Raw genomic sequence first — 13643 nt, 5'->3', positions numbered from 1 at the left:
ACAAGCAACGGGCCAGGCACCACGACGTCGGCAAGACCGTCAAACGCGCCGAATCAATCAAGGAACACCAAGCCCAGCGAGGTTAAACGCCAAGCTCAGCGGTCGGGCGCCGTGCGCTTCGTGCGCGCGTGCTGACTACGCTGGACGGACCAAGAAAAGATCCGCACGTCAGCAGGGAGCAGCGCCGTGGCGGTACGAGCGGTCCGGGGGGCCGTCCCGGTCGGGCGGGACGCGGCCGGACACAGGGACGAGCAGGTCGCAGCCGACATGAGCCGCGTCTGCCCCGGCGCCGCGGCCGCCCTGCGGGGGGACATCGCACCGTGAGAACCGCACTCGTCATCGGCACCGGCCTGATCGGCACCTCCGCCGCCCTGGCCCTCGTCCAGCGCGGCGTCACCGTCCACCTCGCCGACCACGACCCCCAGCAGGCCCGTACGGCCGCCGCGCTGGGCGCCGGCACCGACGAGGCCCCCGAGGGCCCGGTCGACCTGGCGATCGTGGCCGCCCCGCCCGCCCATGTGGCCGGCGTCCTCGCCGACGCCATGCGCCGCGGTGTGGCCCGCGGCTATGTCGACGTGGCCAGCGTCAAGGGCGGCCCGCGCCGCGAGCTGGAGGCGCTCGGTCTGGACCTGGCGGCGTACATCGGCACCCACCCCATGTCCGGCCGGGAGAAGTCCGGCCCGCTGGCCGCGAGCGCCGACCTCTTCGAGGGCCGTCCCTGGGTGCTCACCCCGACCCGGGACACCGACACCGAGGTGCTGAACCTCGCCCTGGAGCTGGTCTCGCACTGCCGGGCGGTGCCGGTCGTCATGGACGCCGACGCCCACGACCGCGCCGTCGCCCTCGTCTCCCACATGCCCCACCTGGTGTCCAGCATGGTCGCCGCACGTCTGGAGAACGCCGAGGAATCCGCCGTACGGCTGTGCGGGCAGGGCATCCGGGACGTGACCCGGATCGCCGCCTCCGACCCGCGCATGTGGATCGACATCCTGTCCGCCAACCCGGGCCCGGTCGCCGACCTGCTCTCCGACGTGGCCGCCGACCTGGGCGAGACCGTCGAGGCACTGCGCGCCCTGCAGTCCTCCGACGAGGACAAGCGGCGCGAGGGCACCGCCGGCATCGAGGACGTGCTGCGCCGCGGGAACGCGGGCCAGGTGAGGGTACCCGGCAAGCACGGGTCCGCTCCGCGGGTCTACGAGGTCGTGGCGGTCCTGATCGACGACCAGCCGGGGCAGCTGGCCCGTATCTTCGCCGACGCGGGACGGGCCGGGGTCAACATCGAGGACGTGCGGATCGAGCATGCGACGGGGCAGCAGGCCGGTCTGGTGCAGCTGATGGTGGAGCCGAAGGCGGTACCGGTGCTGACGGCCGCCCTCCGGGAGCGCGGGTGGGCCCTGCGGCAGTAGCCCGCCGATGTCCGCGCCCGCGCCCGCAGGGCCGGACGAGTGACCCGCACCCAGTAACCTTGTGCAGGGCGCTCTCGCCCCCGCACCCGCCCACACCGCACCAGGAAGGTGTCCCTCCGTGGAAAACGGCACCGCCCCGACCGCCAAGCCCGTGATCGTCGCGATCGACGGCCCCTCCGGCACGGGCAAGTCGAGCACGTCGAAGGCCGTCGCCGCACAGCTCGGCCTGAGCTACCTGGACACCGGTGCCCAGTACCGGGCGATCACCTGGTGGATGGTGAACAACGGCATCGACCTGGAGGACCCGACCGCCGTCGCCGCCGTCGCGGGCAAGCCGGAGATCGTCTCCGGCACCGACCCGGCCGCCCCGGCCATCACGGTCGACGGCGTCGACGTGTCCGGCCCGATCCGCACCCAGGAGGTCACCTCCAAGGTCAGCGCGGTCAGCGCGGTGCCGGAGGTGCGCGCCCGGATCACCGAGCTGCAGCGCTCGCTTGCCGTCGGCGCCGAGAACGGCATCGTGGTCGAGGGCCGTGACATCGGTACGACCGTCCTCCCGGACGCCGATCTGAAGATCTTCCTCACCGCCTCCCCGGAGGCTCGTGCGGCCCGCCGCAGCGGTGAGCTGAAGGGCGCCGACATCCACGCCACCCGCGAGGCGCTGATCAAGCGGGACGCGGCCGACTCCTCCCGCAAGACCTCGCCGCTCGCCAAGGCCGGCGATGCGGTCGAGGTGGACACCACCGAGCTCACCCTCGCCCAGGTCATCGAGTGCGTCGTCACCCTGGTCGAGGAGAAGCGGGCCGGGAAGTGAGCCTTCCGTCAGCTCCCGCGGAGAAGCTGCCCTCGGTGCGGGGCGCCGAGGTCGGGCGGCGCATCGGCGTCGGCCTGATGCACGGGCTGTTCAGGCCGCGCGTGCTCGGCGCCTGGAAGGTGCCCACGAGCGGTCCGGTGATCTTCGCCGTGAACCACTCGCACAACATCGACGGCCCGATGGTCATGGGCGTGGCACCCCGGCCCACACACTTCCTGATCAAGAAGGAGGCGTTCGTCGGCCCGCTGGACCCCTTCCTGACCGGCATCGGCCAGGTGAAGGTGGACCGCGCCACCGCCGACCGCGCCGCGATCACCCGGGCCCTCGGCGTGCTGGAGGCCGGGGGAGTGCTGGGCATCTTCCCGGAGGGCACCCGGGGCGAGGGCGACTTCGCCTCGCTGCGCGCCGGGCTCGCCTACTTCGCCGTACGCAGCGGGGCACCGATCGTGCCCATAGCCGTACTGGGAAGTTCCGACAGGCGCGGGCGGTTGATGAAGGGGCTCCCGCCCCTGCGTTCGCGCATAGACGTCGTCTTCGGCGACCCCTTCGAGGCGGGCGACGGCAGCGGCCGGCGCACCCGCACGGCGCTGGACGAGGCGACCGAGCGCATCCAGAAGCAGCTCACCAGCCACCTGGAAAACGCCAGGCGCCTGACCGGGCGCTAGGCGACACTTGAGTAGTGGATCAGCCCACCGGGGGTCATCCCGTCAGGGGCCTGTTCCACCGATCACCACGAAGAACGACGAGGTACGGACTACATGAACGACGACATCCAGCCCGGCGACTCGGCTGAGCACGAGTACGACCACGGGGCTCTCGGCGACGCCGAGTACGCGGAGTTCATGGAGCTCGCCGCGGAAGAGGGCTTCGACATCGAGGACGTCGAGGGCGCCATCGAGGCCGCGGGCCACGGGCCGCTGCCCGTGCTCGCCGTCGTCGGCCGCCCCAATGTCGGCAAGTCGACCCTGGTGAACCGGATCATCGGCCGCCGCGAGGCGGTCGTCGAGGACAAGCCGGGCGTCACCCGCGACCGCGTCACCTACGAGGCCGAATGGGCCGGCCGCCGCTTCAAGGTCGTCGACACCGGCGGCTGGGAGCAGGACGTCCTCGGCATCGACGCCTCCGTGGCCGCCCAGGCCGAGTACGCCATCGAGGCGGCCGACGCGGTCGTCTTCGTCGTGGACGCCAAGGTCGGCGCGACGGACACCGACGAGGCGGTCGTACGGCTGCTGCGCAAGGCCGGCAAGCCGGTGGTGCTGTGCGCCAACAAGGTCGACGGCCCGAGCGGCGAGGCCGACGCGGCCTACCTGTGGAGCCTCGGCCTCGGTGAGCCGCACCCCGTCTCGGCGCTCCACGGCCGCGGCACCGGCGACATGCTCGACGCGGTCCTGGAGGTACTGCCGGACGCGCCGCGCGAGACCTTCGGCGGCACCGGCATCGGCGGCCCGCGCCGGATCGCCCTGATCGGCCGCCCGAACGTCGGCAAGTCCTCCCTGCTGAACAAGGTGGCCGGCGAGGAGCGCGTCGTCGTCAACGAGCTGGCGGGCACCACCCGCGACCCGGTCGACGAGCTGATCGAACTGGGCGGCGTGACCTGGAAGTTCGTCGACACCGCGGGCATCCGCAAGCGCGTCCACCTCCAGCAGGGCGCCGACTACTACGCCTCCCTGCGCACCGCGGCCGCGGTGGAGAAGGCGGAGGTCGCCGTCATCCTGATCGACGCCTCCGAGAACATCTCCGTGCAGGACCAGCGGATCGTCACCATGGCCGTCGAGGCGGGCCGCGCGATCGTCCTCGCCTACAACAAGTGGGACACCCTCGACGAGGAGCGCCGCTACTACCTGGAGCGCGAGATCGAGACCGAGCTGGGCCAGGTCGCCTGGGCCCCGCGCGTGAACGTCTCGGCGCGCACCGGCCGACACATGGAGAAGCTGGTCCCGGCGATCGAGACCGCCCTCGCCGGCTGGGAGACCCGCGTCCCCACCGGCCGCCTCAACGCCTTCCTCGGCGAGCTGGTCTCGGCCCACCCGCACCCGATCCGGGGCGGCAAGCAGCCGCGCATCCTGTTCGGCACCCAGGCCGGCACCAAGCCCCCGCGCTTCGTCCTCTTCGCCTCGGGCTTCATCGAGGCCGGCTACCGGCGCTTCATCGAGCGCCGCCTGCGCGAGGAGTTCGGCTTCGAGGGCACCCCGATCCACATCTCCGTGCGGGTGCGCGAGAAGCGCGGCGCGAAGAAGAAGTAACGGCGGTACGACGTGAAGGGCGGCACCTGGTCCTCCAGGGGTCGCCCTTCACGTCGTAGGCCGGTCACACACCGCGGCGCGGCCCCGGCGGCAGCGCCGCCGGCACATGCTGCATCCCGCTGTCCTGATGCTGCCGCCCCAGCGTGCCCACCCGCTGCCACTGCGACTGCTGCCGCGCGCTGTACGCGCCCGCGCTGTAGGCGCTGTACGTGCTGCTGAACGACCCCGCCCGGTGGCCCCCGTAGCCCCCCGTGCGGTCGGGCAGCTGCCCGAAGGGGCTGAACGTCAGCCCCTCCTCCCCGCTGCGGTCACCCGGCAGCGTACGAAAGGTCTTGACCCACTCCGCGTAGAGCGAGTCGTAGATCGGCGTGGCCGAGCCCCCACCGCCTCCGTCCTGCGCCAACCGCGCAGAGGGAACAGAGACGAAGGCGGACCGGCGGGGAGGGGGAGCGTCGTATGCGTGCACGTATGTCCAAACGACCGGGGCCCCAAAGGGATGCGGTCACGGAATCAGGGGCGCCGGACTGTGCTGATATGCGCGCGAAGGAATCACGTGCCCGCAAGAGGAAGCGCCGCCGCGACCAGCTTCCCGTTCGCCGCCGCCTTGTCGAGGGACTCCCGCAGCAGGTCCTCCCGCGGCTGCCGGCCGATGGAACCCACCGGCGCAGCGAACATCAGCACCTGCTGGTGCTTGTTCGCGGCGGCCCGCCAGCTGTCCGCCACCTGCAGCGGCTGATGCGCCTGCCACCAGGCCACCGGCTGCCCGCCGCTCGCCGAGGGCTGCAGCACCGCGTGCAGCTGGCCCACGGCGAGCAGCACCGACCAGCCGTGCAGCACCGGCGGCACGGACGCCAGCTCGGTCAGCGGCATGAACCCCTGCTCGATGAGCAGCGGCAGGAAGTCGTCGCCCGTCCCGGTGGAGCCCGGACGCACGATCGGCGAGGTCGGCTCGACGACGAGCGCGGGGTGCAACTCTCCCTCGATCAGGACGAGTCCGCTGGTCACGCCGAGCACGGCCTGCTCGGGCACGGCCTTCTGCGGCTCACCCGCGGCGGCGGAGCCCGCGGCCCCGGAGCCCGCGGTGCCGCCGCCGATGGACCGGACGGCGCCCTGCAGCTGCTCCTCGGTGACCTGGACGACCTGCGAGGGCAGGCAGCTGGCGTGGGCGAAAGCAAGGACGGCGGTCTCGTCGCCGACGAACAGAACGGTGCTGGTGCGCTCCTGCTCGGAGTCGCCCGGGGTGCGGCAGGACGTGCAGTCGTAACTGCCCGGGGCGTTCTCTCCGGCGAGCAGCCGGTCGGCTTCTTCGTCGCCGATCTCGGCGCGTACGGCGTCACTGACGTCGAGCATGCGCGGCACGGTGGCTCCTCGGGATGCGGTGCTGGGTCGGCCGGGTGGCTCCCGGCCGCTGAGTCCCGGGGTTCCGGGCTCATGAAGAAGACAACGGACGTCCTGTGGTGGGAGTCACGCCCCGAGGGCAACCGGTTCGAACCAAGCGGCGCACACGGTCACCAACGGTCCGGAATTCGCTACTCATGGTCAACTCGTCGCCTCGTCAAGGAACTTGGAGTGGTGAAGTGGGTCACAGATCGCTTCAGTCGTTGGTCGAAAAATCAGGAAATCAGCGGATGTAGTGGGTGGCCGAAAATCGCCGATACTCGCGGTAACGGGCAACTGGCCTGGAATGACAGTGAGTTGGTTGATTCCGACCGCTCGTCCTCCTTACATTCCTCCGCCGTGTGCAACGAGCACCGCTCGGGTACGTCCGACGCCCGGCACCGGCACAGCACCACCGCCGGCACCGGTCACACGGACGGGGCGGGCACGCACGACCGCGGTCCTGCGCGGCGAGGCGTGCTCCGCCCGGGGGAGCCCGGGTTCGTGGAGAGGGAATTACATGTCCGAGTGTGCCGATACCACCCGCAACACCGCCCGTCCCGACGGCGCCCGCAAGGGCCGTACGACGGCCGCGCTGGCCGGAGCCGCACTGCTGGCCCCGCTGGGAGTGCTGGCCGCCACCGGCAACGCCGCCGCGGCGGACAACGGAGTGTGGGACCGCATCGCCCAGTGCGAGAGCGGCGGCAACTGGCACATCAACACCGGCAACGGCTACTACGGCGGGCTCCAGTTCTCCGCCGGCACCTGGCGCGCGTACGGCGGCACCGCCTACGCCCCGACGGCCGACCAGGCCTCCAGGAGCGCCCAGATCGCCGTCGCCACCGAGGTCCAGCAGGCCCAGGGCTGGGGCGCCTGGCCGGTCTGCTCGGCCCGCGCCGGAGCCTTTGGCGCGGCCCCGGCGGCCGCGACCACCGGTACGAGCGTCGACAAGGGCAGCGTGACGACGAAGTCCGCCCCGGCGAAGGCGCCGGAACGCCCGGCCGGCCACACCAACCGCAGCGAGTCCCGCGGCACGGGTGGCTACACCGTCCGCGAGGGCGACACCCTGAGCGCCATCGCCGAGCGGCACGGCACCACCTGGCAGCGGATCTACGCCGCCAACAAGAAGGTCATCGGCGACGACCCGAACCTGATCGTGCCCGGCCAGCGCCTCGCGCTCTGAACACCGAGCACCCGCGCAGAACAGCCGCTGTCCGTCGAGGACAGTGGCTGTCCGCGTTCCCTGACAGACTCGGCCCCATGTTGGAGACCTCGGCACGTCTGCTGCGCCTGCTCTCGCTGCTCCAGGCCCACCGCGAGTGGTCCGGCGCCGAACTCGCCGGCCGGCTCGGCGTCACGACGCGCACGGTCCGCCGGGACGTGGACCGGCTGCGCGAGCTGGGCTACCCGGTCAACGCCAGCCCCGGCACCGGCGGCGGCTACCAACTGGGCGCGGGCGCCGAACTCCCGCCGCTGCTGCTGGACGACGACGAGGCCGTGGCCGTGGCCGTCGGCCTGCGCACCGCCGCCGGGCAGGGCATCGAGGGCATCGGCGAGACCTCGGTGCGCGCCCTCGCCAAGCTCGAACAGGTGCTGCCGGGCCGGCTGCGCCGCCGGGTGAGCGCCCTGGGCGCCTACACCGTGCCGATGCTGCGCGGCGGCCCGCCGGCCGCGGACGTCGACCCGGCGCTCCTCACCGGACTGGCCAACCTGTGCCGGGACGCCGAGCGGCTGCGCTTCGAGTACCGCACGCACGACGGCGCGGACAGCCGCCGCACCGTCGAGCCGCACCGGCTGGTGTGCACCGAGCGGCGCTGGTATCTGGTCGCCTGGGACGTCGACCGGGCGGACTGGCGGACCTTCCGCGTCGACCGCATCACTCCCAAGCCCCCGCACGGGCCCCGCTTCACCCCGCGCGAGCCCCCCGCCGAGGACCTGGCCGCCTACGTCTCCAAGGGCGTCTCCACGCGCGCGTACGCCACGCACTCCGCCGTACGGCTGTTGGTGCCGCTGCACGAGGCCGCCGAGCGCATCTCGCCGTCCGCCGGGACGCTGGAGGCGGACGGGGAGGACGCCTGCGTCCTGCGCAGCGGAGCGCCGAACCTGGAGGTGATGGTCATTCACATCATGATGACCGGCTTCCCCTTCGAGGTGATCGAGCCCGCCGGGCTGACCGGGGAGATCAGGCGGAAGCGCACCTATCTGCAGCGGCATCAGCTCGTTGGCGAAGGCCGCGAAGCTCGGGGTCGCGAAGAGCAGCAGCATGATCGTGCCGTGCAGCGTGAACAGCTGGTTGTACTCCTCGTTGCTCATGATCTGGAGTCCCGGCCGGGCCAGTTCCGCGCGCATGAGCAGCGCCATGACCCCGCCGGCCAGGAAGAAGCCGAACGCCGTGATCAGGTACAGATGCCCGATCTTCTTGTGGTCGGTGGTGGTGAGCCAGTCGACCACCACCCGGTCGGCCCGGTTCCTGCCGCGCGCCGGCCCTGCCGACGCCCCTACGGTCTCGGTCCCCATCGCTCGCCCGCCCCTTCGCATCGTCGCGCCCGGGCCTGCCGCCCCGCGTACCCGCGGACCGGCGCCATGATGCTCGCGGGGTCACCCGTTCCGACAGGGGGCGTGGCGCTGATGTGCTGAATCCGTGAAAATTCCCATGCGGCGTCAGATGGCCCGGCCGCGCTGCCGGATTGCGCGGGGATTCACACCCCCCGGGGCCCGTCCGGATCCCGGCGGCGGAACTTTCCGGCGGGTAATTCGGCGGGTTGCTCAGGGGCGCGTGAATTCTGTTCGATTACCCCGGTGCACCCTGTGGAAACGCCCGTACGTGTGATGGAGTTCGAGGGAAACGCGGTCGGGAAGCTGTGACAGAAGTGTGACGGGAGCCGGATACGACTCTTACCTTGCGCTGCGCGGTAGCGTGGCGGCATGGCACCGATTCCCACTCCGCCAGCGGAGCCCCAGGACAGTCCGGACGGGTACGTCGGCCTCGACGCCGCGCACGCCGAGCGGCTCGCTCGGGAGCGTGGCTGGTCGACCGTACGGTCGCTGCCGCCGGGCGCGATCATCACCATGGAGTACCGGGTGGGCCGGCTGAACTTCGAGGTGCGGGAGGGCGTGGTGGCTCGCGCCTGGAAAGGCTGAGGGCCGCGCCATTTGGACGCGTACCGGGCGAAGGCCCCGTTTCCCTCCTTCGGGAAGCGGGGCCTTCGTCGTATGCGCGGGGCCGTTGTGCGTACCGGGCCCCGGCGTCAGCCGCCCGTCAGCGGCCGGGCCGGCTGGGTCGTGCCGCGCGGCACGCGGTGGTCGGCGTGTGGCGGGCGGCGGCTGCCGGCCGGGGTGACCGGGGTGCGTTCCGAGCGGGTCGTGTGCGGTCCCGGGGCCAGATGCGCCAGCCCTCTGGAGGCACGGGTCGAGGCGGCGGGCTCGCGCGCGGGGGCCGGCTGCCCGGCCTGGGCGCGAGTCGGCCTGAGCACCACCGGCGTGACCGGGACGGCGGGTTCGGGCACGGGCCGGCTGTGGCGGGCGCGCCAGCGGTCGCGCAGGTCGAACAGCGCTGTCTCGGCCCTGGCGATCAGCGGCTCGAACCACGGCAGGGCGAGCAGGATCAGCAGGCCGGCGGCCCAGCCCAGCAGCACGTCGCTCAGCCAGTGCGTACCGAGGTAGACGGTGGTGAGGCCGACGCCCAGCGCCGTGATCGCGGACAGCGCCGACAGCCAGCGGCGCGCTCTCGGGGTGGAGGCCAGATAGGCCAGGATGCCCCAGGTCACGACCGCGTTGGCGGTGTGGCCGCTGGGGAATATATCGCCGCCCAGGCCCATCTCGTTCGAGCCGATCACGGTCGCGTAGTGCGGACCGAGGCGCCCCATGCCGAGCTTGGCGGCGCCGACCGTGATGTTCAGCAGGAGCAGGGAGGTGGCCAGGGTGAGCAGCGGGCGCAGGGTGTGCTGCCGCCACGAGCGCCAGCCGAGCCAGGCCGCGACCATCACCGCGGTGGGGCCGCGCTGGCCGAGCACCACGTAGTAGTCGAGGAAGGCGTGGATCTGCGGCCACTGCTGGTACGGCCGGAAGAACATGACCTGCCAGTCGAGCCGGACCAGCCAGGACGTGATCACCACGGCCCACACGATCGCCAGGTAGAAAGCCAGGGTCGCCGTGAACAGAACGACCCGGTGCCGGCTCATCCTCGGCACATCGATGTGGGCCGGTCGTTCCGGCTCACGGTCGAGTCTGGCGAACACCCGGTCCAGACGCCGGGTGAGGTTTCGTTCGGTACGCACCCAATCGACGTTACAGCGAGTGAGCTGTGTTCCCGGTCGAAACAGCGGCTTTGTGATGACGATGTGATGTGGGAAACCTCTCAAGGGCGCCCCGAATTTCAGGCATTCCGCAATCCTGTGAGGCCGTTCCCTTCAATTCCTTTGATCATGCCGGGCGTTGTTTATATAGCGCTTATGAATGCGTTAACCCGGTCCTGGCGCGGAATTTTCCGGGGCGTCATCGGCCGCTGAAGTCGATCACGGGGGGCCGGAGCCGTTCAGCCAGAAGGCCCCGTAGACCGCCGTGGCGACCGCCAACCCGCCCGTGACCAGCGCGGATCGGGACGTGCGCAGCCGGGCGAGGGCGCAGGCGAGTGGCAGCAGCACGGGGAACGCCGGCATCAGCAGCCGCGGCTTGGAGCCGAAGTAGCTCGACGCGCACAGGGCGAGGGCGAGGACGACACCCGTGTACACCAGCAGTTCGACCGGCTGACGCCGGCGGACGCCGGTCACGTACAGCCACAGCAGCAGGGCGACCCCGATGATCAGACCGGCGCCGGCGAACGCGGACGGAAATGACGTGAACTTGTCGGCCACGAAGCGCGCGAACGCGTAGCCGCCGTCGAACCCATTGCGCCATCCGGCCTGGACGTCCAGGTATCCGAGCAATCCCCTACCGGTCCGCTGTCCGACCCAGAGCACATAACCGGCGGCCCCTAGCGGCGAGATCACCATGCCGAGGGCCCGGCGCCACGTCGGGGCGGGTGGGGCGCTTGGGGCGGGGGTGTCCGCCGGGGCCTCAGGGATATGAGGGTTGTATGAAGCGGCCTCCACGCCGGGCGTGTGCGCCGGGGCGCGCGTGTTGTCGGATGCGCCGGGTGTGGGCGCCGGGGCGTGTTCGGTGTTGTGTGCGCCGGGCGTGCGCATCGTGCTCCGGTCCCGCACGAACGAGAGCATGCCCGCCACCCACACCGCCGCGACAACCGCAGCCCCCACCGGCCGGGTCAGCCCCGCCAGCGCCGCCAGTGTGCCCGCGGTGATCCACCGGCCGGTCAGCAGCGCGTACAGCGACCAGGCCGCCAGCGCCGTGAACAGCGACTCGCTGTACGCCATCGACTGCACGATCCCGACCGGCAGCACCGCCCACAGCAGTACGGCGCAGATCCCCACCCGGGGCCCGTACACCCGCTCGGCGACGGCGAAGATCCCGCAGGCCGCGGCGAGCGAGGCGAGCAGGCCGACCACGAAACCGGCGTCCGCGTACGACAGCGGAAGGGCCGCGTGCCCCAGCCGCTCCAGCCACGGCAGCAGCGGAAAGAACGCCAGATTGGAGTGCACATCGCCGTTCGGCAGCCGCACCTCGTAGCCGTACCCCAGCTCGGCGACCCGCGTGTACCAGAGCGAGTCCCAGCGCGCGGTCAGCAGGGTGTACGCGCTCTTGCCGCGCGCGGCGCTCCACAACGCCAGCACGACCAGCCCCAGGGCGCGGACCGCCGCATAGCCCAGGAGGGCCGGGATCGCCCGGCGGAGAAGTGGGGCGTGGGCTGGGGCCACACGCGTGTCAAGATCGGTCACGGACTCGATTATCGACGGGCGGCGGAACCGCACCGGCCCCCGGGGCGTGGTCAAGGGGGAACGAAGTGGCGTACGCCACACGGGTTCCGTCCCGCGTGTGAGAGGTCCGCCACGTGCCCCCGTGGCGAACTCGCGTACGCTGACGAGTCACCCGCGTGGGTTGTGCGCGGGCCGGAGACCCCGCTCCTCTCCGGCCGTACGACAGGGAGTCCCCACCCCGTCGGTCCGCCCCACGCGCGGCACATCTGGGAGGTACGTACATGTCCGGGACGACCACGGCTGCCGTACGGCCGCGCCGTAGGACGGCCGGGCCCGGTGCGAACCGCTGGGTCGTCCTCGTCGTCCTCTGCACCAGCCTCCTGCTCGTCGCCCTCGACGCGACCGTGCTGCACGTGGCGGTCCCCGCCGTCACCGAGGACCTCAAGCCCGGCGCCATAGAACTGCTCTGGATCGTCGACGTCTATCCGCTGGTCTGCGCCTCGCTGCTGATCCTCTTCGGCACCCTCGGCGACCGGGTCGGCCGCAGACGCGTCCTGCTGCTCGGCTACGGCCTCTTCGGCGTCGCCTCCGCACTGGCCGCCTTCGCGCAGACCGCCGAGATGCTCATCCTCGCCCGCGCGCTGCTCGGCGTCGGCGGCGCCATGATCATGCCGGCGACCCTGTCGATCCTCCGTCAGGTCTTCCCCGACCGGCGCGAACGCGCGCTCGCCATCGGCGTCTGGAGCGCGGTGGCCGCCGTCGGTGCGGCCGTCGGCCCACTGCTCGGCGGCTTCCTGCTGGAGCACTACTGGTGGGGCGCGGTCTTCCTCGTCAACATCCCGCTGATGCTGATCAGTCTCCCGGTGGGCCGGATCCTGCTGCCCGAGTCGCGCGGTGACCGGCGCGGTCCCTGGGACGTCGTCGGTGCCCTGATGGCGGCCGGAGGACTGTTCGGTGTGGTCCTCGGCGTGAAGCGGCTGGGCGGCGGCGAGGCACCGGCGAGCCCCTTCACCGTGCTGCCGCTGCTGGCCGGCGCGGCCCTCCTCTTCTTCTTCGCACGGCGGCAGCGCAGGCTTGCGCATCCGCTGGTGGACCTGCGGATGTTCCGCCGGCCCGCGTTCAGCACCTCGGTCGGCTGCATCGTGCTGGCGATGCTCGCGCTCGTCGGCCTGGAGCTGATCGCCGCCCAGTATCTGCAACTGGTGCTCGGGCTCTCCCCGCTGCAGACCGGCCTGAGGCTGCTGCCCCTGACCGTCGCCGCGATGGCGGCGGGCCTGGCGGGCGCGCGGTTGCTGCGCCGGTTCGGGCCGCGCCGGATGGTCTGCTTCGGCTTCTGTCTCACCGCCGCCGCGGTCCTGACGCTCACCGCGATGGGCGGCACCGACAACGCGCCGCTGCTGCTCTCCGGTTTCGTGCTTCTCGGCTTCGGTCTGGAGACCACGCTCTTCGGGGCGTACGAGTCGATGCTCAGCGAGGCCCCGGCGGAGCAGGCCGGCGGCGCGGCGGCGATCGGCGAGACCTCGTACCAGCTGGGCGCCGGCATCGGCATCGCGCTGCTGGGCAGCGTGATGAACGCGGCCTACGCACCGCATCTGCGAGCGGTGCCGGGCGTTCCGCGGCACGCCTCGGACGCGGCCGGTCACTCGCTCGGCGAGGCCTACGCCGTCGCCGGGCGGCTGGGCGGATCCACCGGTGCCGCGCTGCGGCGGGTCGCCCGGGACTCCTTCGTGCACGGCTTGCATGTGACGCTGCTGGTGAGCGCGGGGCTGTTGCTGCTGGGCGCAGTGATGGCGCTGCGGCTGCCGCGGGTCATGCAGTGCGCGCAGTCACCGGCGGCGGTGGAGGCGCTGGAGCTGCCCGCGCAGCGGGAAGTGGTGGAGTCCCGCGTCTCCGTCTGACGTGACCGACGTACTGGACGTGCAGGACACCGCACCGTAACGTCGGCGGCACATAAGTGATTAGCGGTGCTAGTTTTCTGTGTGCCGGAGGGTGT

12 protein-coding genes and 2 pseudogenes are annotated in these 13643 nt (G+C 71.8%); 9 read left to right on the top strand and 5 right to left on the bottom strand.

Annotation, left to right across the window (positions count from 1 at the left end):
- Positions 1–186: 186 nt before the first annotated feature.
- The 5 genes from ACFYOH_RS18010 (at position 187) to der (ending at position 4463) form a co-directional block, all read left to right on the top strand.
- Positions 187–324, top strand: a complete 138-nt coding sequence (locus ACFYOH_RS18010) for a hypothetical protein (protein WP_388626596.1) — start codon at positions 187–189, stop codon at positions 322–324.
- Positions 321–1406, top strand: coding sequence for a prephenate dehydrogenase (locus ACFYOH_RS18005; RefSeq protein WP_388626594.1), 1086 nt, complete (start codon positions 321–323; stop codon positions 1404–1406). The genes ACFYOH_RS18010 and ACFYOH_RS18005 overlap by 4 nt, the downstream gene beginning before the upstream one ends.
- 118 nt (positions 1407–1524) lie before the next feature.
- Positions 1525–2220 (top strand): (d)CMP kinase, encoded by a 696-nt coding sequence (gene cmk / locus ACFYOH_RS18000; RefSeq protein ID WP_388626592.1) that lies wholly within the window; start codon positions 1525–1527, stop codon positions 2218–2220.
- Positions 2178–2885 (top strand): lysophospholipid acyltransferase family protein, encoded by a 708-nt coding sequence (locus tag ACFYOH_RS17995; RefSeq protein WP_388626590.1) that lies wholly within the window; start codon positions 2178–2180, stop codon positions 2883–2885. Before cmk ends, ACFYOH_RS17995 begins: the two co-directional genes overlap by 43 nt.
- 93 nt (positions 2886–2978) lie before the next feature.
- Positions 2979–4463, top strand: a complete 1485-nt coding sequence (gene der, locus ACFYOH_RS17990; protein ID WP_388626589.1) for a ribosome biogenesis GTPase Der — start codon at positions 2979–2981, stop codon at positions 4461–4463.
- A 64-nt stretch (positions 4464–4527) separates the two neighbouring features.
- On the opposite strand, the gene ACFYOH_RS17985 is transcribed toward der, so the two are convergent.
- Together ACFYOH_RS17985 and ACFYOH_RS17980 are read right to left on the bottom strand one after the other, a co-directional pair.
- Positions 4528–4929: a hypothetical protein gene (locus ACFYOH_RS17985; protein ID WP_388626587.1), complete on the bottom strand. Its 402-nt coding sequence runs from the start codon at positions 4927–4929 to the stop codon at positions 4528–4530.
- 83 nt (positions 4930–5012) lie between these two features.
- Positions 5013–5822, bottom strand: coding sequence for a hypothetical protein (locus ACFYOH_RS17980; RefSeq protein ID WP_388626585.1), 810 nt, complete (start codon positions 5820–5822; stop codon positions 5013–5015).
- Between the two features lie 538 nt (positions 5823–6360).
- On the opposite strand from ACFYOH_RS17980, the gene ACFYOH_RS17975 reads away from it, so the two are divergent.
- Positions 6361–7023: a transglycosylase family protein gene (locus ACFYOH_RS17975; protein WP_388626584.1), complete on the top strand. Its 663-nt coding sequence runs from the start codon at positions 6361–6363 to the stop codon at positions 7021–7023.
- A 77-nt stretch (positions 7024–7100) separates the two neighbouring features.
- Positions 7101–8045, top strand: a pseudogene (locus ACFYOH_RS17970) (helix-turn-helix transcriptional regulator); the annotation flags it as partial.
- Here ACFYOH_RS17970 and ACFYOH_RS17965 read toward each other — a convergent pair.
- Positions 8019–8357, bottom strand: a pseudogene (locus ACFYOH_RS17965) (cbb3-type cytochrome c oxidase subunit I); the annotation flags it as partial. The pseudogenes ACFYOH_RS17970 and ACFYOH_RS17965 sit on opposite strands and share 27 nt — an antisense overlap.
- A gap of 408 nt (positions 8358–8765) precedes the next feature.
- Here ACFYOH_RS17965 and ACFYOH_RS17960 point away from each other — a divergent pair.
- On the top strand, positions 8766–8981 hold the full coding sequence (locus ACFYOH_RS17960; protein WP_153544274.1) for an I78 family peptidase inhibitor: 216 nt from the start codon (positions 8766–8768) through the stop codon (positions 8979–8981).
- A 107-nt stretch (positions 8982–9088) separates the two neighbouring features.
- Here ACFYOH_RS17960 and ACFYOH_RS17955 read toward each other — a convergent pair whose 3' ends face one another.
- Both ACFYOH_RS17955 and ACFYOH_RS17950 read right to left on the bottom strand, forming a co-directional pair.
- Complete coding sequence (locus tag ACFYOH_RS17955) at positions 9089–10117, bottom strand: phosphatase PAP2 family protein (RefSeq protein WP_388626582.1); 1029 nt, start codon at positions 10115–10117, stop codon at positions 9089–9091.
- Positions 10118–10354: 237 nt separating this feature from the next.
- A complete protein-coding gene (locus ACFYOH_RS17950) occupies positions 10355–11671 on the bottom strand; it encodes a mannosyltransferase family protein (RefSeq protein ID WP_388626580.1) in 1317 nt (438 codons plus the stop codon).
- A gap of 260 nt (positions 11672–11931) precedes the next feature.
- Between ACFYOH_RS17950 and ACFYOH_RS17945 the strand changes: the two genes are divergently transcribed.
- Complete coding sequence (locus ACFYOH_RS17945; RefSeq protein WP_388626578.1) at positions 11932–13548, top strand: MFS transporter; 1617 nt, start codon at positions 11932–11934, stop codon at positions 13546–13548.
- Positions 13549–13643 lie beyond the last annotated feature (95 nt).

This window comes from Streptomyces sp. NPDC007856, from assembly GCF_042868225.1.
In the GTDB taxonomy this organism is placed as follows: Bacteria; Actinomycetota; Actinomycetes; order Streptomycetales; family Streptomycetaceae; genus Streptomyces.
The sequence above is the reverse complement of the archived record's forward strand: the minus strand, read 5'-3'. Positions and strand labels throughout refer to the sequence as shown.